Genomic DNA, 24,047 nt, shown 5'->3' on the forward strand with positions numbered 1-24,047 from the left:
GTGTGTCGCAACCCCAGCCAAAACCCTTGTCATTAGCCTTTATAGGCGGTTCGATTGCCTCTGCGGTGGGCTATACCCACAATGTCGCTAGCCAGATGGACCACCGTTGGGTACTTGTTGCAGGATGCTTCAGTACGCGGACGGTGATCAATCAGGAGACAGGGGAGCGTTGGGGGCTATCTCCAGATCGAGTCTATGCGGATTGGCAGGCACTGCTTCGTAAAGAAAAGGGGCGGGTGGATGCAGTGGTGGTTCTGACGCCGACGCCCTCCCATGCCGAGATTGTTAAAGCTGCGTTGAGGGCAGGCTTCCCGGTGATTTGCGAGAAAGCGCTGGCGACCACCAGAGAGGAGGTGCTCGGTATTCAGAAGGTCGTGGAATCCGCTGAGGGCTTTCTGGCGGTCACTTATAATTACAGTGGCTACCCCATGCTCCGTGAGTTGAGGGAGAAAATCCAGGCCGGCGATCTGGGGGAGATTCTGCAGATCCTGGTGGAGATGCCACAGGAAGGTTTTATACGTACGGGTGCAGGCGGTGAGCGACCACAACCACAGTCCTGGCGACTGCAGGACGGGACCATCCCGACTATTTATCTCGATCTTGCGGTTCATCTCCACCACCTCAACTATTTTTTGACAGGTCGACACCCGGTAAAGGTGGTGGCCGATCAGGACAGTCACGGCTGGTTCGATGGCGTGATAGATAATGTTTCCTGCATGCTGCGTTATGACGATGGTATGCAGGGTCACATGTGGTACAGCAAGTCAGCTCTGGGGTATCGGAATGGCCTGAAAGTGAGGGTGTTTGGGCGAAGAGGTAGTGCGGAATGGTTGCAGACGAATCCTGAGGAGCTCTTTGTCAATCACACTGACGGTCGGCGAGAAATACTGGATCGGGCCGGGAGCGTGCGTCTTTCCGGTATGTCCCGATATGAACGCTTCAAGGCGGGCCACCCTGCCGGTTTTATCGAAGCTTTCGGTAATCTCTACGTTGATCTGGCAGACGCGGTACTGGCTTTTCGCAATGGCCGTCCTTCAAATTCTCCCCATGTTTTTGGTGTTAGTCATGCCGCTGCGGGCATGACACTTCTGGAAGCTATTGTGTGCTCTGCTCGGGAGGAGAAATGGATCCATATACAACCGCAGGAGGGACAGAATGATGATCCGGAACGAAACCGAGACTGAACTATCGCGATCCGAGGTGGTGGCCGTCATTGTGGCAGAGCTTGAAAAAAAAGGCCCCTTGCCCGAGGGAGCTGAGTTAGAGTCATTTGACTTCATTGCGTCGGGGCAAATCGATTCCCTGGCATTGTTGGGATTCATCACCGAAATTGAAAACAAATGCGAACTGATGTTTCAGGACGAAGACTTCAATCGGGCTGGTTTCAGCACTGTGGGTGGTCTTGCCGATATTATCCTGGATCAGCGGAGCGAGTAGTCGCATCGGGGTTGGGAACTATGACATTTAAAGATCGAGGAGCCGGCGTATCGCGACAAGTTGGCGTGAAAGAGTCAGCTGATAGAAGGGGCGCCTTAATCGATTTTCAACGGATTATCAGTAACTTTCATTCCGATAAACCAGCTGCACCGCAAGAAGTGACTGCGTTGTTGAATCGGCAGCATGAAGTGTCCTGTTATGCTATGGGTCGGAATGAAGACACTTTGGCGTTAACTGAGCACGTTGGCATTTTGGGCGTTGTAGATGATTTTGGTGCGCTGGGGGAGAGATGGCGTGGTTTGCCGGTTATCAGTTCATGCGAGCTGCCGCCCGGTGCCTGTGTTGTAAACTGTTCTACGTCTATAAGCCCTGTTAGTGCGGACCGGCGAATCCGGTCAGTCCCGGGTGTCTCTTGCGTTATGCTTGCGGATCTGTACCGACCAAGTGGCTCCCCGGTGGCTCCACCGGATTTTGTACGTGAAGCACGGGCAGAGTTGAGCGATCGAGAAGTGGAGTTGCGATGGGTCCATTCGTCGCTTTCAGACGCTGAATCCCGTCGGGTTTTCAATGATCTGATGTCATATAGGCTTACCGGTGATTACCGGTTTATGGAGTCTTATGTTACCCGCCTGAGCGATCAGTATTTTGAGCCTTTTCTTGGAGCGCTGAATGACTCAACTTTCGTGGATTGTGGCGGCTTTGATGGTGACACCACCGAGGAGTTCGTCCGTCGCTACCCCCAATACAGGAAGGTCTTTCTTTTCGAGCCCTCTGCTACGAATATCGACAAAGCCAAAGCCCGGCTGGATCGGGTGCGGGACATCGAATTCGTACCTCTGGGTGTATCTGACCATGAGGAAGTCCTGAATTTCGATTCTGGCTCAGGTTCCGCCTGTGCGGTGTCTGACGTGGGAGATTCGCAAATCCGTTTGGTGTCGTTGGACCACTATACTGATGATCGATTGTCTTTCGTCAAGATGGACTTGGAAGGTTGGGAAAGCCGAGCTTTAAAAGGCGCGGAGCGTCACATCCAAAACGACAAGCCGATACTCGCGATAGCGGTCTACCATCATATTTCAGATTTTTGGCAGATCCCCGAGTTCGTTCTGTCACTTCACCCGGACTACAAGGTTTATTTGCGTCATTACACCGAGGGCTGGTCGGAATCTGTCATGTATTTTGTTCCATAGCTTTTGCCGGATTTAGCCCGTTTAATCTTGAGGACTCTGTATGTCTATCCCGCCCACAAGCGAACCAGAAGAAGTGATTGAAACACCGGTCGAACTGGCAAACGCGCTCCGTTCAAAAACGAATGGCATTTTCACGATCAAACCCAAAGTGTTGTTCTCCAAGATTGAGTTTGCATTCCCGGAGCCCACGGACATGAAGCTGCAGGTTCCCTCAAGTGGTATCGGCAGTATAACGTTACTGGAAGCGTCGGCTCTTGTGTCACTGATTCGGCTTACGAGCCCGAAACGGATCTTTGAGTTCGGTACCTTTTTGGGCTATTCGACTGCGCTTTTTGTCAGAAATGCCCCCAACCAGTCTGAGGTGTACTCTATAGACTTGGGTGACGAAGTGGATCAGTACACGGATGCGGGCAGCTATTCACGACAAGATTTAGTGACAGATGATGAGAAGAACGACAATTATTTGAGATACGTTCAAGGCACACGTGGTCCGCATTATCTTCGTACCTTGTCGGAGGTGGAAGAAGAAAGGCTTCACTTACTGCATGGCGACAGTCGAAAGCTGGACACTGCTGCAAATGCCCTTGAAGGCACGGTGGACTTTGTCTTTGTGGATGGAGGACACGATATGGGAACAATTGTTTCCGATACTCGCAAAGCAGAGGAAATGATTGGTAAAAGCGGTGTCATTGTATGGCATGATTTCGCATCCGGGATTCACTCGGATGTTACGGATTTTTTGAAGACTTATGCAAACGCGCATGGTGTGCTGCACGTGCAGCACACCATGCTGGCATTTGCGCTATTCGGATCTTGTCGTGACGATTTCCTTGTCGTTGGTTCGAGCGAGCAATAAAGAGCAGGACCAGCCCATTTTAGACTCAGAGTGCATTATGGAACTCATCAGCCGCGATGAAATTTTGGCGTTTAAACGGCGCAATAACCGTATTGCCGCAACGCATTTAACCTTGCGATTATTATTTCATGTCATTTTTGTCGTGGCGAGCATGTATCTGTTTAATAGCGGTAGCGTTATTTTGGGACTGCTGGTACTGGCACCCCATTGTGCGGCGATGGTCTTTCTCGGGTGGGCTGGGATCGGGCATGAGCTATTTCACAATTCGGTTTTTAAAAGCCGACGGGTGAATACGTTCTTCTTTAGGCTGTTCTCCGTTTTGACCTGGAATAACTTCGCCTACTTTCAGGTCAGTCATCCGTACCACCACCGGCATACCCTTGAGAAAGATGATGCGGAGGGAGAAAAGCACCCCAGTATCTCTTTAATAGGGATATTTTGGTTATTAACTTTCGATGCACCTGGTTTTTTCCGACGTTTGCGAATTCTTTCTGTTAACGCGTTGGGGACTGTCCCTGGCGGCAGAGCAGGTGCCTCAATGTTTCCTGAGGGAAGTCGCCAAAAAGCCGAACTGATCGCGGGCGCGAGAACGGTTCTTCTGGTTCAGGCACTGTTATTCCTCACGTTTGCCATGCTGGGACGATATTGGTTGATCCTGGCGGTAAATTTGGCTCCATTTTGCGTAACGTTTTTCAATCGCATGCTGGCAATCAGCCAGCATTATGATCTGCGCTCACAGGGTCCTCGAGACTTCTTGAATTCCTGTCGCACCGTTAAGCTTGGTCCAGTGTTTGAATTCTTCTATGCGAGCATGAATTACCATGTCGAGCACCATATGTACCCCGGAGTTCCCTATTACAATTTGGGCAAGCTCAGCCGCTTGATGCGGAGCAGGGCATCCTATCCCAATCTGACCTATGGCTATTACTCCACAGTGCGGGAACTTTCAGCGAGAGGGCTTTTCAGTTGATGGGGTTTGAACAGGACCTCATTACAGTACTCGCATATAAAGGGTGTCACCAACAGCGAACGCAAGATCTGCTCGGCCACTTTCCAGGAACTCGTCCGCAGCGACTTTAGGCCCGTCCCCGAAACTCCAGCGGTAATCATCCACAATCATCCAACCGCCTTTTGCCATCAAAGGCGCCCAACATTCGATGTCTAGTTTGGCTGATTCATAGCTGTGGTTGCCATCAATATGAAGGAGGCCAATCCGTCCTCGAACCTGAGCGCCGCTATTGTTGCCGGGCCTGTTGTCTCCTTGGGGTTCTTCAGACATCTGTCGATAATCGGAGGCGGCATTCTGGGAGGTGCTTCGAATATGACTCACATTCTCTAATTGAGAGGCGTTGGCGAGAAAAATGTTAAAAACGCTTTCGGTATCCAAACGAGTGCGTTGACGATTGATGAGGTCTGCTTGCTGGCCTTGGTCTTCGGATTTGTCGGTTGCCCAAGGGTCGACGCAAACGAGTGAATGCTGCCCAATTCTGCTCGCCAGCCAGCCGAGTGCATAGGCTGACTTTCCATACAACGATCCTATCTCCACCCAATCGGAATTTGCAGGTACTTTAAACGCCAGCTTGTACAGTGTGGCGAGTTTAGCGTCATCACTTTCGCCAGGAATACAGTTGTAGAAGAAATGTAATCCGGCCAGTTTATGGATTTTGTCCGAGCTCGGTTCTGACTGGCCGATATCAGCGTGCCCAAATAAATCCCAGTCGGCGGTATGTTCTGCCCAGATGAAACTTGGCTCGTAACGTCGCGTGAGGTTGTCGTAGGGGTAAGCGGAATTGAAACGAACGTTTCTCTGAGCCAATTGGTGGCGCCAACTGTCCAGAAACGACCAGACGGCAGGATGATCGGTGTGAAGTTGATCGATGCGATGTTTTTCTAATGCAGCTGTAAGGGCCGATGGAAAATCGGAAGCAGTAACGTAAGGCAGATAGATGACCTTGTCCACCCAATGAGATTGGCTCGCCTCTGAACTTGCGCCGAGGACCTGCATTCCGAGAATTTTTGCATTTCGTGCGACTTCTTCGGCCTGCGGCATGTCGATAGGGAAAATGAGTAATTTCTGGAGAGGGCTCATTTAATAACATCCGCGTTTATTCAACCAATCTTGAACTGGATCCATTGATTAACCTCTTGCAGTTTGGTTTTGCCAAAGTTCAAGGCTTACGCTTAAATCAAATTCTCCACCTGCTTCCCGGAAGAAAGTGCTGCGATTCCCCTCAGGAAGGTCAGATTATTCTGCCTAGTCGTTGCTTTTTCTGAAGTAGAGCTCAATACATTGAGCAAAGTCTCTCGCATCGTTTCAGCCATGCGTTTGGCGTCGCCAAATTCATGGGGATTGTGGATCCACATAATGGCTTTAGCAATCAACTCTATCTCGGTTGTGAACATGAATCCTGCCGACTCATTGTACCGGGAGAAATCGTTGTAGTCGGTGGATTCGGCCAGTTCAGCCTTGCCGAGAATGTAGAGCTTGGGCTGGGTGAGGAGTACCGAGTCTGTGTTGGTGTTGGTGCCACCAAATGGTGTTGACCCGATAGCAAAATGACATCGTGCCAGCGCTTTTTGGTAAATGGGATACGGGTAAGGTTCATGAACGACGATCTGGTCGCCCAAAATGCCCATCAGTTTGCGCTGGAAAGCCAGAAGCTTGAAGCCCCTGCGGTGCGCCGGGAAAAAATGGAACTCCAGGCGTCGCGTGCTGCTATCCATCAGCAATTTACAGATTTGAAGTACGCGGTCGCTAATTTTCATCAAGGAGCTGTTTACCGCGATCCGAATTACCTCGTCCTCCGTGGTTATCGGCGGTGAAAACAGACAGAGGTCGCTTTGAGGATGCAGGCCCAGATCTCCTTCTTCGTCCGTACGGAATTGAATCACCTGCTCGGTACAGAACTTTTGGTAGTCAGGCCCATTGATAAACCCAACGAGAAGACCGAAATCAATTTTGTCTATATGAGCGGAAGCTGGGTGACCGTACCCCATAACCTGTATTGGAGCGAGTCTGAAGTTTGCCAAGCAGACAGTCCAGATATTCATGCCCAGTGACGGGTAAAGGATAATGTCGGGTTGAAATTTTTTTACCCGCTTTGCGATTCTGCCGAGATTTTCCTGTTTCGGATCAAAAACAATGCATTCATGCGCATCGTTCCGACTGATATCGTCGACATCGCCCTCTGCCGAGAAGAGGCAGGTGCGGTAACTCTGTTTGAGCTCAGCGATCCGTGTGTGAAAGCAACGGTACATCGCATGATCTGAGCGGTAGCGCTCAACCAAGATGGCAATTCGCGGTCGATCAGATACTTTTCCCGGAGTTACATCTTCAATGTTATGAAAGTTTGCTCTAATCAGTAAATTGATTTTCTTCTTAATCTCGTGTCGGTCAGGTATGTCCCAGTACGAGCAGCCCATCCAGATGTTGACCAACATCACCTGGCAGGCAGACAGATCAATGGCTTCGGGTAACTCAAGGAATTGATTGAATACTTCACGAAAATTATCGAAGCCCTGCTTGGTCTGAACCTGTTCGAATTGGTAGAGCGCGGCCGTAAGTGTAAAAAATAGCTGCTGTGGGATTTTTTCTAGCAACACGCTGAAGGGCAGTTTGATATGACTGTTCATTGTCCAGCATATCAGCAGTAGAAAGATATCGGAGTCGGATTTGAGGGTCAGGCCAGTGTCATGACGCCAAAGGTTCCGGTAGGCCAGGATATGATCCATGTTGCCGAAGTCGGATAAATAGAAGATGTCAGTCAGGTGTGTCTTATAAAACAGTAGCTTTCGGATTTCCTGTTCGGACAGTTCCAGAGAGGGCGAGCATAAAAGAGCCGTGATTGCCGTGGCCAAGCGCTGAACGGCGTTCTGGTTATCAAAAAACGAGGCGTCAAGCGTTAACGGGTATATTCCTGATGATTGATGGGCGCTTCCATTATTGGTAGGTCGTTGCCCTCCCATGACCAGTTTTCCGCGCTCTATTTCATCCAGTAGTTCAAAAAACTCTTCTTTAAACGCTGCATCATCTCGTACGAGGACTTTTTGCTCCAGAGAGAAAATTGACACGTTGTTAAAGCCTCGAAGTCTGATAAGTAAGCGTATGCCGGGTGATCATGGCACCCGGCTACACGCGAACAAAGTTTAGCCCTGTAGCAGCTGCAACACCTGCTGAGGACGAGCATTTGCCTGTGCAAGGATCGAAAGACCTGCCTGTTGGAGCACCTGAGTCCTTGCCAGTTCAGCGGTTTCAGCGGCGAAGTCGGCATCTTGAATCCGGGATCTTGCTGCACTGAGGTTTTCCGAGGTAGTACTCAGGTTGGCAATGGTAGACTCGAACCTTGACTGAACTGCACCCAGATCTGCTCTGATTCCATTGACAACAGCAAGCGCGCCATCGACAACCGATATTGCGGCGCCAGCTCCATCAACGGTACTGATGTCTATTGTAGCAACGGTAAGTTTCTCAGAGCCAACAGGCGTGTCAGCGGCGACATTGAAAATGGACTTCTCGGTAGCGTCGTTTTCAGCATCGGAAGATACGGTATATGCATCCGATGAGGAGAAGTCCACTACACCCGTTACGACCATGGCATCCTGAGCTGGATCATCCCCGATCAGGTCTGTAGAAGCACCGCTCCCCTCAGCTCCCGAAACCGTCAGGTTGCCCGGCCCACTGTGCGTAAAGTTGTCGATCTGAATGTCATCGCCACCATCCTGGGTCAGTTTGATGGTGCCTTCGTCAACTTCTGCATTGATGCCGGTCTGTCCGGCTGCCCTGTTGATGACTGAAGCAAGTTCGCTCAGGTCGTCAGGATCAGAGACCGTCGCGGTAATCCGTGATGATTCTCCATTGGGACTCACCAGATCGAAGGAAATCGTTCCGGCCGCATCGGTTGAGATTTCCGCGGTAGTCCTGGCGGTTGCGGAAACGCCAGTGCTTTCAGATCGCTCGTTTACCTCTGCCGCAATGGTCCTCGCGCTTGATCCGGCGTCTATCGCGAAGGTTTCCTGACCAAGGGCGCTGGCTACTGTGAGATTCTGCGCGCCTACTGGATGGTTCGCCTGGGCTACGGTCAGATTGGATTCGGCTGTGGAAGGCGACCCTGCCCCGACATTGTCTACGGAACTTGACTCCCTGATCTCATAGTTGCCCAGGTCCTGGTTTGTTGCACCAGTCACTGAAACGGATATTGTCTGATTCTCGTTTGCTCCAACTTGGAAGCTTTGAGCCTGAAAAGAGCCGTCAAGAAGTTTGAGACCGTTGAACTCGGTGGTCTCAGCGATCCGCTGCAATTCTTGCTTGAGCTGGTTTACCTCCGATTGAAGTGCAGCTCGGTCAGAGGCTGAGTTCGTCGAGTTTGCCGATTGGATCGCCAGTTCTCGAATTCTTTGCAGCACCTGTCCTGACTCATCAAGGGCGCCCTCCGCAACCTGGGCCAGTGAAATGCCGTCATTGGCATTTCGCTGCGCCTGGTTAAGACCGCGGATCTGGGAGGTAAATCTCTCGGAGATTGCCAGCCCTGCAGCATCGTCTTTTGCCGAATTGATCCTCAAACCTGATGACAGCCTTTGAAGGGCTGTATCTGCGTCTCTCTGTGACGCATTCAGGTTTCGTTGGGCGTTCAGTGAAGCGATGTTGGTATTGATAATTTGTGGCATGGCGTTTCTCCCAGCTCTGAGATACCGATGCTCGATTGTTTAAAAGGGATCAAGTACCGGCAAAGATTGCTCGTTTGCGGATTGCAAAGCGAATGCTGTGCCAGTGTTAAATAAATCATTAAATACAATTGGTTGGGCTGATTTTCCGGATGGTTTATAAATCATGAATGTGGGCTGTTGCCGGTTTCCTGGCACCAATTTGCCGTTTTTACATTCATTTACAATTTTTTTCTCACTTTTCCTAAAGGTACCCGCAGGGGTGCCGTTAAATCGGGTACAGGGCGGCGCTTCCATCAATCAGAAAGAGCGCCAGACCTTTTCCATGCAAAGACGACAAATGTCGAAAGGGGAAGCAATATGGCTCTCGGAATTAACACCAACGTGGCATCTCTGTCTGCCCAAAATAATCTGACCAAGTCTCAGTCTCTGTCTGATCAGGCCCTGGAGCGTTTGTCTTCTGGTCTGCGGATCAACTCCGCAAAAGACGATGCGGCAGGTCTGGCAATTTCCTCACGGTTCGAAGCTCAAGTCCGAGGTTTGGGCGTGGCGCAGCGGAACGCCAATGATGGCATTTCTCTTGCCCAAACGGCAGAGGGTGCACTCGGCCAAGCTGGTGATCTTCTTCAGCGCATTCGTGAGCTCGCCGTTCAGTCCGCTAACGATACGAACTCATCCACGGATCGTAAATCACTGCAGGCAGAAGTTACCCAGCTTCAGGCTGAGCTCAATCGCGTTGCAGACACCACGAACTTTAACGGGCGTACCCTTCTGAATGGTGATTTCACCAACGCCCAGTTCCAGGTTGGCGCCAACGCCAACCAGACTATCAACGTGACACTGGGTAGTGCCCGGGCAACTGATATCGGTAACTACACTGCTGACACCGATAACGGTACGCTGTCGGGCAACCTGACGGCTGCCGCTACTGATGTGCCTGCCGGCAATGGGACTTCTGAAGCAAACATTACGATTTCCGGTAATGGTGCGACCGAGCTTGCTTCCTATGGAGCTAATGCCACTGCGGGCGATATTGCTGGCGCTGTTAACGAGCTGACTGCCGAGACAGGTGTCTCCGCCGATGCATTTACTGAAGCGACTATCTCTGGCCTGAGCGCTGGCACGTTCTCGTTCGCCCTGACTGCAGAGAATAGTAGTGCAGTAACGATTTCTGCCACTGTTGAAGCTGGTGACAATAGCGCTCTGGTAGCGGCCGTTAATGATGCCTCCGCAACCACAGGCGTTACAGCACAGCTCAATGAATCTGGCGACGTTCTGTTGAGAAGCGATGCGGGGGATGACATCGGAATTGCTGATGCAAACGCGAACGTAACGGTCACATCTGGCGACGGATCCACAGCAAGTTTGCTGACTACCGGCAACGATAGCACTCTGGTGCAGGGCGAGGTGACATTCAGCTCCAGTTCTGCCTTCTCCCTGGTCGGTGACAATGATGAGATTGTTAGCAGTGGGGGAGAGAGCGGAAGCTTGCAAAGTGTGGCTGCGATTGACATCACTACTACAGGTGGAGCGAATTCTGCAATTGAGGCCATCGACGCTGCGTTAACTTCCATCAACAGCCAGCGCGCGGATCTCGGTGCCATTCAAAATCGCTTCACCTCTACCATTGAAGCGATTGCGACCACCTCCGAGAACCTCTCTGCAGCCCAGAGCCGTATCCTGGACGCAGACTTCGCAGCAGAAACTGCCAAGCTGTCCAAAGCTCAGGTTCTGCAGCAGGCTGGCATCTCTGTTCTGGCACAGGCGAACGCCCGTCCGCAGCAGGTTCTGTCCCTCCTGCAGTAAGGGGCTAGCGGTAATGGCCGGGACCTTCGGGTCCCGGCTGTACGCCGTAAAGGATAGCGAGGTGAGCTATGAATGACGTTAACCTGAACAACCCGGATCTGAAGCTGGTTCGCTCCAGTGAGCAATCTCCGGCTCGGGCAATTTCGTCATCTCAGGCCGAAGGCAGGAATGCCTCCGACCTTGCTGTTTCGTCTGCCGCCGCAAGCCGGGCTCAAAACTCACACGGCGCTTCAGAAGTATCCAAGGCTGAAAAGCTGCAGGTACGGAACGAAGCACAGAGAGAAGAGTTGGATGAAGCGGTCAGTCAGCTGAACGATTTTGTTCAGAATGTGCAGCGGGATCTGCAGTTTGAAGTGGATAATGATCTGGGGCAGACGATCGTGAAGGTGGTTGATCAGCAGACTCAGAAAGTGATTCGCCAGATTCCGGACGAAGTGGCATTGAGGTTGGCAGAGAACTTGCTGCAGGATGAACCGCTGACGTTGTTTAACATCAAAGTGTAAAGCCTTGCCGCTTTTGCGTTGATGAAACAATGGCTTTTCAGCACCGCCGCACCCGAGAGGGTCCGGCGGTGTTCTGCTTTATGGATTACTTTAGCGTTTTACAAGTTGTTACAAATCGGCGAGGGAAAAGGGCAAAGTTTTGCCGCTTTCTGCCGATACATTGATCAATAGACAAGTTTGCTCCCTTGAGGAGACATAGTTATGGCAGGAATATCTTCATTAGGCATTGGATCCGGGGTTCTTAATTCGGACCTCGTGGATCAGCTGGTTTCGGCAGAGCGCCAACCGACGGAACAGCGCCTCAATTTTAATCAGCAGCGCACTGAGGCGTTGATTTCTGCCTATGGAACGCTGAAGAGTGCGATCACCGATCTCCGCTTGCCGATGCGGCAGCTCAGTGCTCCGGATAACCTCAAGGCATTTTCTGGTTCTTCGTCCAACGATGGTGTGAGTGTTAGCGTTGATTCAGCGAATGCCAGCCAGGGTACCTACACGGTCACCGTAGACAGTCTTGCCCAAGCTCAGTCTCTTGCATCCGGCAACTTTGCTGATCGTGACTCGACGGCAGTCGGTAGTGGTTCGTTGACGATCTCTGTTGGCGGCAAAACCACCACCCTGGAAATCGACAGCTCCAACAACACGCTGCAAGGCATCGCGCAAGCTATCAATGATGCAGATACCGGTGCCAGCGCAGGCATTATAGATACAGGTAATGGTTACAGGCTGGTTCTGTCATCTGATAAGACCGGGGCCGACAATGCCATATCGATAGCCGTCAATGATGCCGACGGGAACAACACGGATACTGCCGGCCTGTCGCAGTTCGCCTTTGATGGCGTCACCAACAATCTTAGCGAAACGGTTGAAGCAAAGGATGCGGTCGTTCAGGTGAATGGCATTTCTATCAGCCGGCCGACGAACAGTATCGAGAACCTAATTGATGGCGTTTCACTCGAGGTTTCTGAGGCGGGCGTCACCTCTACGGTCAAGGTGAGTCAGGATCTTGGCAAGGTTGCAGATCGGGTTGGAGCGTTCGTTGAAAAATTTAACGCGCTCCAGCAGACGATCAAAGGGCTTTCCGGGTTTAATGCGGAAACCGGTCAGGGAGGCATTCTCTCGGGCGATTCGGCCATCCGTGGGATTCAGAATCAGATGCGCCAGATTATGGGGCGTGTTGTGCCCGGGTTGGAGAACGCGTCTGTACGAACCCTTGCGGATGTTGGCATCACCACGAATTACGAAACGGGTGGGCTTGATTTTGATCGTGCCAAATTTACCGAAAAGCTACAGGCCAACCCGGACGATGTAACGGCCCTTTTTGCGGAACAGGGGCGTGCTTCTGACGAACAAATCGAGTTCATCCGCAGCGGCGTCAATACCGAGCCTGGCAACTATTCAGTAAATATCTCCCAATTGGCAACCCAGGGTTCACTGTCCGGCTCAAATGTTGGTACTGGTGATGTAACGATTGATGCCGACAACGATGAGCTGACCTTTCGGGTAGATGGTGAGACTTCAGTATCTATCCAGTTGACGGCTGGCACATATACGCGGGAGGCCCTGGCCGCAGAAATTCAGACGCAGTTGAATGACAGTTCCGCACTTGCGGCAACTGGGCGCTCGGTGACGGCTGAATTTGATGCAGGTGCTGGCGCCTTCAAGTTTAGGTCCGAAGCCTTTGGAAGCGAGTCTAATGTCAGCCTCACTTCCGTGGATACTAATTCCGCCGCTATTCTGGGGCTGGATGTTTCGACTGGTACTGCGGGCCAGGATGTTGCCGGAACCGTCAATGGACAGCGTGCAACCGGGGAAGGCCGGGTCTTGTTTGTGGAAGGCACCGGCGGTGCTGCCGGCATGCAGGTACGGGTTACCGGTGGATCTGTTGGAAGCCGAGGAGATATTAACTTCATTCAAGGCGTCGGTGATCGTTCAGTCGATCTGATTTCCAGTATTGTTGGCCTGGATGGTTCTCTCGAAGCCAAGACAAACGGTCTCCAAAAAGATCTTGAGCGTATTTCGGAGGATAGGGCTCGGCTTGATTTACGCATTGAGTCTTATCGTGAGCGCCTGGTAGCCCAGTTTTCGGCTGCAGACTCACTGATTGCCCGATTGAACAGTACCCAGGATTACGTAAGCCAGCAGCTTGCCGCGCTTGCACCCCAAAACAACCGGAACAACAACTGATCGGCGGTAGCCGGTTAGCGAACGAAGAGGTCTGATATGAACGGTTTACAGGCATACCAGCGCGTAAACACCCAAACCAGCATCACCGATGCCGATCCCCACAAGCTGATTCAGCTTTTGTACAACGGTGCTCTTGAACGCATTAACATGGCAAAGGCGCGTATGCAGGCGAAGGATTACGAAGGCAAGGGCAAGCTGATCTCCAAGGCGATTGAGATTATCGGCGGCTTGCGCAGTTTCCTGGACTTTGAGAAGGGTGGTGATCTGGCCGTTCGACTGGAAGGTCTCTATGACTACATGGAGCGCACTCTATTTGAGGCGAATGCCAAGAATGATGCCGCCAAGCTTGATGAAGTTGCTGATTTGCTCCGTGCCATCAAAGAAGGTTGGGATGGTATTCGTGAAGAAGCTGTTGGCCAGCAACAGGCTGTCTAAACCGGTCTATCTGCTTCTCTGAAGTTGGGACCAGATGAAAGCTTTCATCTGGTCCCGTTATCATCGCGAGGTTTGCGTTATACCTCGGCCCAATAGCCATTCCCCCCGCTCTCCCGTACAATACCGCCCTTATTTTCAACACATCCATTCTGTTCAGTCTGGAGCAAGGGCATGTCTGATATCAAAAAGGTGGTGCTGGCCTATTCCGGTGGCCTGGATACTTCCGTCATCGTTCGGTGGTTGCAGGATACCTATAACTGTGAGGTGGTAACGTTTACCGCCGACATCGGCCAGGGCGAGGAAGTCGATCCGGCGCGGGCGAAAGCCGAGGCGTTGGGCGTTAAGGAAATCTACATCGAGGACCTGCGCGAGGAGTTTGTGCGCGATTACGTGTTCCCGATGTTCCGCGCGAATACCATCTACGAAGGTGAGTACCTGCTGGGTACATCGATTGCCCGTCCTCTGATTGCCAAGCGCTTGATAGATATTGCCAATGAAACCGGCGCCGATGCCATTTCCCATGGTGCAACCGGCAAGGGCAACGATCAGGTGCGTTTCGAGCTTGGTGCCTACGCGCTGAAGCCGGGTGTAAAGGTGATTGCACCCTGGCGTGAGTGGGATCTGAATTCCCGCGAGAAGCTGCTGCAGTACTGCGAAGAGCGCAATATCCCGGTGGAAATGAAGAAGGGCAAGAGCCCGTACTCCATGGATGCCAACCTGCTGCACATCTCTTACGAAGGCATCAACCTGGAAGATCCCTGGGCGGAAGCCGAGGAAGATATGTGGCGTTGGAGTGTCTCTCCGGAAGCCGCGCCGGGTGAGCCGACCTACGTTGAGCTGACCTACAAGAAGGGCGACATTGTTGCCATCGACGGTCAGGACATGAAGCCCCACGTGGTTCTGGAAACCCTGAACAAGCTGGCGGGTGCCAACGGCATTGGCCGTCTGGATATCGTCGAGAATCGGTACGTGGGCATGAAGTCCCGCGGCTGTTACGAAACCCCGGGCGGTACCATCATGCTGCGTGCCCACCGTGCCATTGAGTCCATCACCCTGGATCGCGAAGTGGCGCACCTGAAAGACAGTATCATGCCGCGCTACGCCGAGGTGATCTACAACGGTTACTGGTGGTCACCAGAGCGTGAGGCGCTGCAGGCGCTGATTGATCAGACACAGCACTATGTGAACGGTACCGTTCGTCTGAAGCTCTACAAGGGCAATGTGGATGTGGTTGGCCGTAAGTCTGAGGATTCTCTATTTGACGAGAAGATTGCTACCTTTGAAGAAGATCAGGGTGCATACGATCAGAAGGATGCGGAAGGCTTTATCAAGCTGAACGCTCTGCGTCTGCGGATTGCTGCTGGCAAAGGCCGCAAGCTTTAAGTCTGCTCTACGGACGCCCGGAATTCTCCGGGCGTCTTCCCCGTTACCGCTTTGAACTTCCTGTGAAACGATGTGGTTTCACTGTATCCCAGCCGCAGTGCAATATCCGGAATGGCCAGCTCGCTGTTGCGGAGATAGTCTTCAGCCATTTTCTGCCGCACCTCATCCAACAATTTTTGGTAAGACACGCCTTCCTGGCCGAGTTTTCTCTGGAGAGTCCGGCTGGTCATGCCCAGATCTTCGGCCACCATGTCTTGTCTGGTAATGCCGTGCATCAGCTGTTGCTGAATGCTATGGCGGACCTTTGAGGTTAAGTCGCTGTCGGTATCCAGGGAGGCCAGCTGGCTCAAGGCATGGGCTTCCAGGGTTTTTCGGAGCAGGGGATCGGGTTGTCTCAGTCGGGTTTCCAGCAGGCTTTTCTTGAGGGTGATGCTGTCTTCATCGGCTGAAAAAGTGATCGGGCACTGCCAGCGCTCCTGGTAGGCCCTTTCAAACTTTGAACCCGGAGATGCACGGCGAAGTTTTACGGAGCTTGGCGACGCCTCCTGGTTATCTGCCAGCCAGCGGGCGTAGTTCACCCAGGAGGCGAAGACGTTGTCGACCAGTTGCGGGCGGACCAGGGGATCAGTGTAGTTGCAGTTCCAGGTCAGTCTGATGTCTTCGCCTTTCATGGCGAGGCTGGTGGTTCCCATATCCCCCACCAGTTTCTCAAACGGCGCAATGCGTGCCACGGCTTCGCCCAGGGTGGCGCAGCTCATGGTGATGTAGCCAAGTACGCTGTAGGAGCCAGGTTGAACGAAGTCGCCGGTTTCCAGGCCCAGGATCGGGTTGCCGGTTTGTTCGCACAATAAATGGATAAAGTGCTGGAACTGCTCCCCGTTGATGCGGCCGTCATCGGTGTCGAGGATGTTCGGGTCCAGTTCGGCCTGGTCGAAAAGGCGATTGATATCCACGCCGGCAGATTCGGCAGCACGAACGTATTGGCGAAGGGCGGCGACGGATGCGGTTCCGAGGGTTTTCATGGTTACAGCACTGTTTTTGGAGTCGTTATCGTTGGAGTATAACGGAACTGGTGCGGAAACGTCTGGAGCGGAAAATAAAAAGGCCAGCTAAAAAGCTGGCCTAAAAAAACAAGGAAAGAACGAAAGTGCCTGAAAAATTCGTTAATCCGGTGGATTCGATTCCCCATATGGCGGCGGAGGTACTACTCGGCTCCTCCACCATGGGGGATACTGCTTAAATCCACAATTGCAGAATAAAGCTTGCGTGCCTTCCTGTCTGTTTGTGAAGTGTGTATCAGTGTTACGGAGTGTGTCGCGAAAATGGAGCGTTGATGTCGGATTACGCTTCGCTAATCCGACAGTCAGATTATGCCGTTGCACTGACTTCTGGCGCAGTCTCGGTAAACCGACGCGTATCATAGGCATCCACCAGCCCCTGCACGGCTGCCCGCTCCATATCCTGGATCGAGGGTGTGCCGTTCTGGGCGTCGGCTTTGCACAGCACCATGCCGGCTTCCACGGAGATATAGCCGGCCGTGGTTTTCAGGGCCTTGTGGTTGATGCCATCGAACACGCGCCGGAAAGCGGTGGTGGTGCAGTGATCGCTGGTGGGGAAGTAGGCAATGATGGCGAACTGGTTGTCGCCAACGCGGCACAGGGCATCTATGGGGCGAATCAGGGTGCTCAGTCGGCGGGCAATGCCGATGGCCAGTTCGCTCATCACCGTAGGCGGGTGCTTGCGCTTGAGCTCCTGCCAGTTGCGAATGCCGCACAGTACATAGGCAGAACAGCCGCCGCGGGATTCAGAGTGGCGCAGCATCTTGGTCAGCCGCTCGCGACCGTATTTGGTGTTGCAGAGGCCGGTTTCCAGATCAATGATGTTGGTGGATTCCAGTTCCCGGTTGTTCTCGATCAACAGCGAGTTGGCGCGGAGCAGGGTGTTCTGGCGGTCTGCCATTCGGTCTGCCGCAAAGATGCGGGGGATCAGTTGCTTGGTCATGTCGGACTTGTAGATGAAGTCGTCCACGCCCCGGTCGAAAGCTTCCGAAAGGGCCTCGACGCTTTCCCGGGCAGTGAGCAGGATCACGTAAGTGTAGTGATTGTTCTGCTCGTCCTGTTGTCGCACCTGGTCCGTCAGCTCAAGGCCATCCATCTCGGGCATCAGCCAGTCGGCAATCAGAACGCTTACCGGGCGCTGTTCGATTAACTGCAGGGCTTCCGGTGCGTTATTCACGATGCGTACGTCGCGATATCCGGCATTTCGCAGCGTGCGGCCAACCACCATACTGCTGAATTTCGCGTCGTCTACTACCAGGATGGGAAGGTCCAGATTTGGCATTGTTATCTACTTTTAGCAGTCCGTTGTCAGGTGCGGTGTATGCTGCAGGTTGGTATGATTCCCTGCAAATCAATCGGGCGCCGAAGGTGGGGTCAGATGAACGCTTTCATCTGACCCCGTTTTCAGCAATTTGTCAGTATACCCGCTTAGCTTAACGGAGAATAACGACCATGCCTTCTTTTGACATTGTTTCAGAAATCGATATGCACGAAGTGACCAATGCGGTGGATCAGGCCAAGAAAGACCTGGCAACCCGATGGGACTTCAAGAATGTCGAGGCGAATATCGAGCTGGATGACAAGGGCATCACTATTAGTGCGGAGCAGGAGTTTCAGCTGGAGCAGTTGATGGACATGCTGCGGATGGCGTTTGCAAAACGCAAGATCGACGCCCGTGCCCTGGCGGAAGATGGCGACAGCAAGTCCGGCAAGCTGGTCAAACAGCACCTGCTGCTGAAGCAGGGCATTGAAACCGATATGGCCAAGAAGATTGTGAAGATGATCAAGGACCAGAAGATGAAGGTCCAGGCCAGTATCCAGGGCGACAAAGTGCGAGTGACCGGCAAGAAGCGGGACGATCTCCAGGAAGCCATTGCCATGCTCAGGGAAGCTGAGCTGGATATCCCGCTGCAGTTCAATAATTTCCGCGACTGATCCGGAGGCTTCGCCATCTTAACCGGCACCCGCCTGACCCTGATCCGGGACACGCTCCACACCTACACCCGTTGGCAGGTGATTGCCCTGCTATTCCTGGGCTTTTCGGCGGGTTTGCCGTTCCTGCTGGTGTTTTCCACGCTGAATGCGCGGCTGGCGGATGTCGGGGTGGAAACCGCCACTATCGGGTTTTTCAGCTGGCTTGGTATTACCTATTCCATCAAGGTTTTCTGGGCGCCGGTTGTGGACCGCCTGAAACTGCCGCTGCTCGACCGGCTGCTGGGCAAACGACGAAGCTGGATTATCTTTGCGCAGGCGGGGATCGCCACGGGGCTGTATCTGATGGCCCATGTGGATGCCACGGCAGCGCCGGAAATGATGGCCCTCTGTGGTTTGCTGGTGGCTTTTTCGTCCGCCACCCAGGATGTGGCCATTGATGCCTATCGCATCGAGATTGCCGAGGAGCGGCTCCAGGCCGCCCTGGCTGCGACGTACATCTTCGGTTACCGTCTGGCGCTTCTGGTGGCGGGCGCCGGTGCTTTGTACCTGGCGGAATTCTGGTCCTGGCAGGTCTCTTACGAAGTGATGGCGGCCCTCGTGGGCGTTGGGGCGTTGACGGTTTTGATCGTTCGCGAGCCGACCGTGAACCACTTTGCCGCCGCCCAGGACATTGCTCACAAGATCGAGCAGGAGGCCGCCAAACGCACCCATCTGAATCACCGCCTGGCGAGGCTGGTTGGCTGGTTCTACGCCGCCGTGGCTGGCCCGTTCCTGGATTTCTTTCGCCGGTACAAGGAGCTGGCTCTGGTCATCCTGCTCATGGTTGCCGTTTACCGGATCTCCGACATCGCCATGGGCGTTATGGCCAATCCCTTCTACCTGGACTTCATGGGCTTCAGCAAAACCCAGGTCGCGGACGTGACCAAGATCTTCGGTTTCTTCATGACCATTGCCGGCTCGCTGGTTGGCGGGGTTATGGTGGTTCGCTACGGGGTTCGCCGGATTCTTCTGTTGGGGGCGATCATGACCGCCGCCACCAACCTTCTGTTTGTCGTTCTGGCCCAATACCCGCCCAACATCGTTACCCTGGCCGCCGTAGTGAGCGCCGATAACCTCAGTGGCGGTATTGCCAATGTTGCCCTGATTGCCTGGCTTTCCAGCATGACCAGTGCCTCGTTTACGGCCACGCAGTACGCACTGTTCAGTTCCCTGATGACCCTGCCAGGCAAGTTTCTGGGTGGTTTCTCCGGCATTGTTGTGGCGGGCTTCGGTTATGCGGAATTCTTCCTGGTGGCCGGCATAATGGGCGTGCCTGCCATTCTGTTGGCCATTTTCATGATCCGAAATGGCCATCGACTGGATGTGTTGGCGCCAAGGCATGAATCAAAGCCTGATGCAGAAGCAGAAAGTAGGTCGGATTAGCGAAGCGTAATCCGACAAGAAACGAGACGCCTAAATCATGTCCGAACCAACAAAGGACCAAAAAATCTGGCAAGTCGTCGCCGCAATCCCGGCTGGCCAGGTAGCCAGCTACGGCCAGATAGCTGCCATGGCCGGCCTGGGTCGCCAGGCCCGGTACATAGGCCGGGCCCTTGGAAAATTGCCTGCCGGTCATAATATCCCGTGGTTCAGGGTTATCCGCAGCAACGGCCAGATCGCGTTTCCGGAACGCTCGGATGCCTATGAAACTCAGGTTGGCAGATTGAAGAGTGAGGGCGTGGAGGTCACCAATGGCCGAGTCCCCATGCGCCGATTCCAATGGCAACCGTAGGCCGGAATAGGCAAAGCAACCATAAATTGGATTGAGAGTAGGTCGGATTAGGCGAAGCCGTAATCCGACACTTGTCGCTCAGCCTTGCTACCAGGTTACAGCCTCAGAGCCCCATCCACTTCAAGCATCCGCCCGGACATATAGTCGTTCTCGAAAATAAACGCCGCAGCCGAGGCAATCTCTTCGGGCTTGCCCATGCGCTTCAGTGGAATGCCGGCGGCCATTTTTTCCAGGGCTTCCGGTTTCATGGAGGCGGTCATTTCGGTTTCGATGAACCCGGGGGCGATACCGGCGCAGCGGATGCCGTAGCGGGCGAGTTCTTTGGCCCACACCGGAACCAGGGCAGAGACACCGGCCTTGGCAGCGGAGTAGTTGCTCTGGCCCATGTTACCGGCGCGAGAGATGGAGGCGATGTTGATGATCGCACCCTGATCGCCATTCTTGATCATCTGGGTGGCGGCTTCGCGGCCGCAGAGGAAGACGCCGGTGAGGTTGACGTCGATAACGGCCTGCCACTGGGACAACTCCATGCGGCGCTCAACTTCGCCATCCTTCACTTTGACCATCAGGCCGTCTCGGAGAATGCCGGCGTTGTTGACCAGGCCGTTGAGGTGGCCGAAGTCTTTTACGATGGCTTCAAAGGTTTTCTCAACGTCTTCTTCTTTGGCCACGTTGCAGACGTAGGCTCTGGCCTCTGAGCCCGCGGCCACGCAGGCGGTGACGGCTTCGTCCAGCTTCTCAGGCATCAGGTCGATCAGCGCGATTTTTGCGCCTTTGGCCGCAAGGTATTCACCCATGGCGCGGCCCAGGCCCTGGCCGCCGCCGGTAATTGCAATCACGGAATCTTGAAGTTTCATGTTTTGCCCTAACTACTGTTATCAGGTGGTTTTACGGTTGCTGTGCGTCTGTGCGGTTATTTTTGTGCGCGGAGTATATCAAATACGACTATGGTGGGGTTTTATCCTTGTCGGGTTAGCGAAGCGTCACCCGACAGTATCTGAACCAATGGAGGCACTTTGTCCGTTTTCCTTTTTCTCTTCATTATCATGCCAATCGCCGAGATGGCGGTATTGATCCAGGTGGGTGGCATGATTGGTGTGCTCAATACCGTCGGGCTGGTGTTGTTGACTGCAGTGATCGGTGCCTGGCTCCTTCGTCAGCAGGGGTTGGCAACGCTTTTGAAGGCCAATCAGCGTCTGAACAGTGGCGAATTGCCGGCCAAAGAGGTTGCCGAAGGTCTGATTCTGGCGATTGGTGGTGCACTGTTGCTAACACCTGGCTTTATTACCGACACGGTCGGGTTTTTGTGCCTGATCCCGGGCACTCGCCACTGGCTCGCAGCACAGGCGCTCAAGCGCATGGTCGTTGCGGGTCAAAGCCGTGGCAGCGGCTTCTATTTTCGCGCCGGCGGCGGTTCCAATCCGTTCGGGCAGGATCCGTTTGGCGGCCAGGAGAATCCGTTCGGCCGGCAGCGGCCTTTTGATCGGGACAGCAATGGCGACATCATCGAAGGCGAGTATCAGGACGAGACCGAAACCGATCGGGACCGGATCGAAAAAAAGTGAAAAAATTTCTTTCCCGGGTGTTGAAAACACCTACCAGCTACCCCAAATAGAAACCACAAGTTCGCTGCGGGCTGATTTCCACTGAAAACAGTTGGTTATCCAGCCGGGCAATTTGTCGGATCAGGCTTAGCTGATCCGACTTACATCAACAATGTCATTGCCACATTAATCTGACTATTGGAGAAGCCGAGCAATGAAAATTCGTCCGCTACACGATCGTGTTGTCGTGCGCCGTAAGGAAGAAGAAGAGAAAACTGCAGGTGGCATCGTGCTGCCGGGTAACGCCAAAGAGAAGCCCTCCCAGGGCGAGGTGATTGCCGTTGGTAACGGTCGCATCCTTGATAACGGCGAAACCCGCTCACTGGCGGTCAAGGTGGGTGACACCGTGGTCTTCGGCCAGTACGCCGGTAACACCGTCAAGATCGACGGCGAAGAGCTCCTCATCATGAGCGAGAGCGACATCTACGGCGTGCTTGAGTGATCGCTGAGGCGAATCGCACGAACTCTCATTAATCCGATTGATTCAAGAACTTCGGTTTAACGAACAGGAATAGAAGACATGGCAGCAAAAGACGTTAAATTCGGTGATAGCGCACGTAAGCGCATGGTCGCAGGCGTCAACGTACTGGCAGACGCGGTTAGAGTGACCCTCGGCCCGAAAGGCCGTAACGTGGTTCTGGAAAAGTCCTTCGGCGCGCCGACCATCACCAAAGATGGTGTTTCCGTCGCCAAGGAAATCGAACTGTCTGACAAGTTCGAGAACATGGGCGCCCAGATGGTGAAAGAAGTGGCTTCCCAGGCCAACGATACAGCTGGTGACGGCACGACTACTGCAACCGTTCTGGCTCAGTCCATCGTTAACGAGGGCGTGAAGGCAGTTACTGCCGGCATGAACCCGATGGATCTGAAGCGTGGCATCGACAAGGCCACTACCGAAGCTGTGAAGGCAATCCGCGAGATGGCCAAGCCCTGCGACGACAGCAAGATGATCGCTCAGGTTGGCACCATCTCTGCCAACGGCGACGAGACCATCGGTAAGATCATTGCCGATGCGATGCAGAAGGTTGGCAAGGAAGGCGTGATCACTGTTGAGGAAGGCCGCGGCCTGGAAGACGAGCTGGACGTGGTTGAAGGTATGCAGTTCGACCGTGGCTTCCTGTCTCCGTACTTCATTAACAACCAAGACAGCATGTCTGCCGAGCTGGAAGACCCGTACATCCTGCTGGTAGACAAGAAGATCTCCAACATCCGCGAATTGCTGCCGGTGCTGGAATCTGTTGCCAAAGCTGGTAAGCCACTGCAGATCATCGCAGAAGATATCGAAGGCGAAGCACTTGCCACTCTGGTAGTGAACAACATGCGTGGCATTGTGAAGGTCAACGCCGTTAAGGCGCCTGGCTTTGGTGACCGTCGCAAGGAAATGCTGCAGGACATCGCGATCCTCTCCGGTGGCACCGTGATTTCTGAAGAGGTCGGCCTGACTCTTGAGAACACCACCCTGGATGACCTTGGCACAGCCAAACGCGTTAACGTCACCAAGGAAAACACCACCATCATCGGCGGTGCTGGTGCACAAGCGGACATCGAAGCTCGCGTTGAGCAGATCCGCAAGCAGATCGAAGACAGCTCTTCCGACTACGACAAGGAAAAGCTGCAGGAGCGCGTTGCCAAGCTGGCTGGCGGTGTTGCCGTGATCAAGGTTGGTGCCGGTTCCGAAGTGGAAATGAAAGAGAAGAAGGCCCGCGTTGAAGACGCGCTGCACTCTACCCGCGCTGCGGTAGAAGAGGGCATTGTGCCGGGCGGCGGTGTTACCCTGATCCGTGCCATCGCGGCTCTGGACAAGGTAGATGCTATCAACGATGAGCAGAAAGCCGGTGTGAACATCCTGCGCCGTGCCATGGAAGCTCCCCTGCGTCAGATCGTATACAACGCAGGCGGTGAGTCTTCTGTAGTGGTTGCCAAGGTTCGCGACGGCGAAGGCTCCTTCGGCTACAACGCTGCGACCGAGGCCTACGGCGACATGCTGGAAATGGGTATCCTGGATCCTGCCAAGGTGACCCGTTCCGCGCTGCAGGCGGCTGCTTCTGTTGCTTCCCTGATCATCACCACCGAGGCGATGGTTGCGGACGAGCCGCAGGACGAGTCTGCCGGCGGCGGTATGCCGGACATGGGCGGAATGGGCGGCATGGGAGGCATGGGCGGCATGATGTAATGCCGGCCTGATCCTGGCCCCTAAAAAACCCCGCGTTGGTTCACGCTAACG

The 24,047-nt window shown here is 53.6% G+C and carries 22 protein-coding genes; 16 read left to right on the forward strand and 6 right to left on the reverse strand.

All coding sequences use genetic code 11. The features are described from left to right. Positions 1-2: 2 nt before the first annotated feature. The 5 genes from ACWJ62_RS03950 to ACWJ62_RS03970 are packed head-to-tail and all read left to right on the forward strand — an operon-like array spanning position 3 to position 4,453. A complete protein-coding gene (locus tag ACWJ62_RS03950; protein WP_449285014.1) occupies positions 3-1,184 on the forward strand; it encodes a Gfo/Idh/MocA family protein in 1,182 nt (393 codons plus the stop codon). Continuing rightward, positions 1,156-1,437, forward strand: a complete 282-nt coding sequence (locus tag ACWJ62_RS03955) for a hypothetical protein (RefSeq protein ID WP_449285015.1) — start codon at positions 1,156-1,158, stop codon at positions 1,435-1,437. The genes ACWJ62_RS03950 and ACWJ62_RS03955 overlap by 29 nt, the downstream gene beginning before the upstream one ends. Before the next feature lie 20 nt (positions 1,438-1,457). After that, positions 1,458-2,627 (forward strand): FkbM family methyltransferase, encoded by a 1,170-nt coding sequence (locus ACWJ62_RS03960; RefSeq protein WP_449285016.1) that lies wholly within the window; start codon positions 1,458-1,460, stop codon positions 2,625-2,627. Positions 2,628-2,667: 40 nt separating this feature from the next. Beyond that, positions 2,668-3,483 carry a class I SAM-dependent methyltransferase gene (locus ACWJ62_RS03965; RefSeq protein ID WP_449285017.1) on the forward strand — a complete coding sequence of 272 codons (816 nt, stop codon included), beginning with the start codon at positions 2,668-2,670 and terminating at the stop codon, positions 3,481-3,483. A 37-nt stretch (positions 3,484-3,520) separates the two neighbouring features. Further along, positions 3,521-4,453, forward strand: coding sequence for a fatty acid desaturase family protein (locus ACWJ62_RS03970; protein WP_449285018.1), 933 nt, complete (start codon positions 3,521-3,523; stop codon positions 4,451-4,453). Between the two features lie 21 nt (positions 4,454-4,474). Here ACWJ62_RS03970 and ACWJ62_RS03975 read toward each other — a convergent pair whose 3' ends face one another. The 3 genes from ACWJ62_RS03975 to ACWJ62_RS03985 all read right to left on the reverse strand — a co-directional run bounded on the left by ACWJ62_RS03975 (position 4,475) and on the right by ACWJ62_RS03985 (position 9,147). Further along, a complete protein-coding gene (locus ACWJ62_RS03975) occupies positions 4,475-5,572 on the reverse strand; it encodes a class I SAM-dependent methyltransferase (protein WP_449285019.1) in 1,098 nt (365 codons plus the stop codon). 92 nt (positions 5,573-5,664) lie between these two features. After that, positions 5,665-7,554: a hypothetical protein gene (locus ACWJ62_RS03980; protein WP_449285020.1), complete on the reverse strand. Its 1,890-nt coding sequence runs from the start codon at positions 7,552-7,554 to the stop codon at positions 5,665-5,667. A gap of 75 nt (positions 7,555-7,629) precedes the next feature. Further along, positions 7,630-9,147 carry a flagellin gene (locus ACWJ62_RS03985; protein WP_449285021.1) on the reverse strand — a complete coding sequence of 506 codons (1,518 nt, stop codon included), beginning with the start codon at positions 9,145-9,147 and terminating at the stop codon, positions 7,630-7,632. A 177-nt stretch (positions 9,148-9,324) separates the two neighbouring features. Here ACWJ62_RS03985 and ACWJ62_RS03990 point away from each other — a divergent pair, with 177 nt between their 5' ends. The 5 genes from ACWJ62_RS03990 to ACWJ62_RS04010 all read left to right on the forward strand — a co-directional run bounded on the left by ACWJ62_RS03990 (position 9,325) and on the right by ACWJ62_RS04010 (position 15,455). Beyond that, complete coding sequence (locus tag ACWJ62_RS03990) at positions 9,325-10,950, forward strand: flagellin (RefSeq protein WP_449285022.1); 1,626 nt, start codon at positions 9,325-9,327, stop codon at positions 10,948-10,950. 68 nt (positions 10,951-11,018) lie between these two features. Continuing rightward, complete coding sequence (locus tag ACWJ62_RS03995) at positions 11,019-11,453, forward strand: flagellar protein FlaG (RefSeq protein ID WP_449285023.1); 435 nt, start codon at positions 11,019-11,021, stop codon at positions 11,451-11,453. A 201-nt stretch (positions 11,454-11,654) separates the two neighbouring features. Next, entirely contained in the window at positions 11,655-13,637 is a 1,983-nt protein-coding gene (gene fliD / locus ACWJ62_RS04000) for a flagellar filament capping protein FliD (protein WP_449285024.1), read from the forward strand. 36 nt (positions 13,638-13,673) lie between these two features. Beyond that, positions 13,674-14,072, forward strand: a complete 399-nt coding sequence (fliS, locus tag ACWJ62_RS04005; RefSeq protein ID WP_449285025.1) for a flagellar export chaperone FliS — start codon at positions 13,674-13,676, stop codon at positions 14,070-14,072. A gap of 171 nt (positions 14,073-14,243) precedes the next feature. Beyond that, entirely contained in the window at positions 14,244-15,455 is a 1,212-nt protein-coding gene (locus ACWJ62_RS04010; protein ID WP_449285026.1) for an argininosuccinate synthase, read from the forward strand. Here ACWJ62_RS04010 and ACWJ62_RS04015 read toward each other — a convergent pair. After that, positions 15,452-16,477 carry an AraC family transcriptional regulator gene (locus tag ACWJ62_RS04015; RefSeq protein ID WP_449285027.1) on the reverse strand — a complete coding sequence of 342 codons (1,026 nt, stop codon included), beginning with the start codon at positions 16,475-16,477 and terminating at the stop codon, positions 15,452-15,454. The two genes, ACWJ62_RS04010 and ACWJ62_RS04015, sit on opposite strands and share 4 nt — an antisense overlap. 346 nt (positions 16,478-16,823) lie before the next feature. Beyond that, positions 16,824-17,795, reverse strand: coding sequence for a response regulator (locus tag ACWJ62_RS04020; protein ID WP_449285028.1), 972 nt, complete (start codon positions 17,793-17,795; stop codon positions 16,824-16,826). Between the two features lie 170 nt (positions 17,796-17,965). Here ACWJ62_RS04020 and ACWJ62_RS04025 point away from each other — a divergent pair, with 170 nt between their 5' ends. From ACWJ62_RS04025 to ACWJ62_RS04035, 3 genes are all read left to right on the forward strand, one after another. Further along, a complete protein-coding gene (locus ACWJ62_RS04025) occupies positions 17,966-18,448 on the forward strand; it encodes a YajQ family cyclic di-GMP-binding protein (protein WP_449285029.1) in 483 nt (160 codons plus the stop codon). A gap of 78 nt (positions 18,449-18,526) precedes the next feature. Further along, entirely contained in the window at positions 18,527-19,870 is a 1,344-nt protein-coding gene (locus tag ACWJ62_RS04030) for an AmpG family muropeptide MFS transporter (protein WP_449285030.1), read from the forward strand. A 37-nt stretch (positions 19,871-19,907) separates the two neighbouring features. Further along, positions 19,908-20,219 (forward strand): MGMT family protein, encoded by a 312-nt coding sequence (locus ACWJ62_RS04035; protein WP_449285031.1) that lies wholly within the window; start codon positions 19,908-19,910, stop codon positions 20,217-20,219. A gap of 95 nt (positions 20,220-20,314) precedes the next feature. Here ACWJ62_RS04035 and ACWJ62_RS04040 read toward each other — a convergent pair whose 3' ends face one another. After that, positions 20,315-21,076, reverse strand: coding sequence for an SDR family oxidoreductase (locus ACWJ62_RS04040; RefSeq protein WP_449285032.1), 762 nt, complete (start codon positions 21,074-21,076; stop codon positions 20,315-20,317). Between the two features lie 159 nt (positions 21,077-21,235). On the opposite strand from ACWJ62_RS04040, the gene ACWJ62_RS04045 reads away from it, so the two are divergent. The 3 genes from ACWJ62_RS04045 (at position 21,236) to groL (ending at position 23,996) form a co-directional block, all read left to right on the forward strand. Then, on the forward strand, positions 21,236-21,784 hold the full coding sequence (locus tag ACWJ62_RS04045) for an FxsA family protein (protein ID WP_449285033.1): 549 nt from the start codon (positions 21,236-21,238) through the stop codon (positions 21,782-21,784). Positions 21,785-21,977: 193 nt separating this feature from the next. Next, positions 21,978-22,265 (forward strand): co-chaperone GroES, encoded by a 288-nt coding sequence (gene groES / locus ACWJ62_RS04050; protein ID WP_053112533.1) that lies wholly within the window; start codon positions 21,978-21,980, stop codon positions 22,263-22,265. A 78-nt stretch (positions 22,266-22,343) separates the two neighbouring features. After that, positions 22,344-23,996: a chaperonin GroEL gene (gene groL / locus ACWJ62_RS04055; protein WP_449285034.1), complete on the forward strand. Its 1,653-nt coding sequence runs from the start codon at positions 22,344-22,346 to the stop codon at positions 23,994-23,996. The last annotated feature ends 51 nt before the right edge of the window (positions 23,997-24,047 follow it).

The sequence above is a fragment of the Marinobacter sp. PE14 genome, from assembly GCF_053566155.1.

Coding starts and splice junctions, on each gene's coding strand:
- ACWJ62_RS03965 (WP_449285017.1), top strand. CDS start 2,668: ATGTCTATCCCGCCCACAAGCGAACCAGAAGAAGTGATTGAAACACCG.
- ACWJ62_RS03995 (WP_449285023.1), top strand. CDS start 11,019: ATGAATGACGTTAACCTGAACAACCCGGATCTGAAGCTGGTTCGCTCC.
- ACWJ62_RS03970 (WP_449285018.1), top strand. CDS start 3,521: ATGGAACTCATCAGCCGCGATGAAATTTTGGCGTTTAAACGGCGCAAT.
- fliS (WP_449285025.1), top strand. CDS start 13,674: ATGAACGGTTTACAGGCATACCAGCGCGTAAACACCCAAACCAGCATC.
- ACWJ62_RS03960 (WP_449285016.1), top strand. CDS start 1,458: ATGACATTTAAAGATCGAGGAGCCGGCGTATCGCGACAAGTTGGCGTG.
- ACWJ62_RS03975 (WP_449285019.1), bottom strand. CDS start 5,572: ATGAGCCCTCTCCAGAAATTACTCATTTTCCCTATCGACATGCCGCAG.
- ACWJ62_RS04020 (WP_449285028.1), bottom strand. CDS start 17,795: ATGCCAAATCTGGACCTTCCCATCCTGGTAGTAGACGACGCGAAATTC.
- fliD (WP_449285024.1), top strand. CDS start 11,655: ATGGCAGGAATATCTTCATTAGGCATTGGATCCGGGGTTCTTAATTCG.
- ACWJ62_RS04015 (WP_449285027.1), bottom strand. CDS start 16,477: ATGAAAACCCTCGGAACCGCATCCGTCGCCGCCCTTCGCCAATACGTT.
- ACWJ62_RS04025 (WP_449285029.1), top strand. CDS start 17,966: ATGCCTTCTTTTGACATTGTTTCAGAAATCGATATGCACGAAGTGACC.
- groES (WP_053112533.1), top strand. CDS start 21,978: ATGAAAATTCGTCCGCTACACGATCGTGTTGTCGTGCGCCGTAAGGAA.
- ACWJ62_RS03955 (WP_449285015.1), top strand. CDS start 1,156: ATGATGATCCGGAACGAAACCGAGACTGAACTATCGCGATCCGAGGTG.
- ACWJ62_RS04010 (WP_449285026.1), top strand. CDS start 14,244: ATGTCTGATATCAAAAAGGTGGTGCTGGCCTATTCCGGTGGCCTGGAT.
- groL (WP_449285034.1), top strand. CDS start 22,344: ATGGCAGCAAAAGACGTTAAATTCGGTGATAGCGCACGTAAGCGCATG.
- ACWJ62_RS03985 (WP_449285021.1), bottom strand. CDS start 9,147: ATGCCACAAATTATCAATACCAACATCGCTTCACTGAACGCCCAACGA.
- ACWJ62_RS04040 (WP_449285032.1), bottom strand. CDS start 21,076: ATGAAACTTCAAGATTCCGTGATTGCAATTACCGGCGGCGGCCAGGGC.
- ACWJ62_RS04035 (WP_449285031.1), top strand. CDS start 19,908: ATGTCCGAACCAACAAAGGACCAAAAAATCTGGCAAGTCGTCGCCGCA.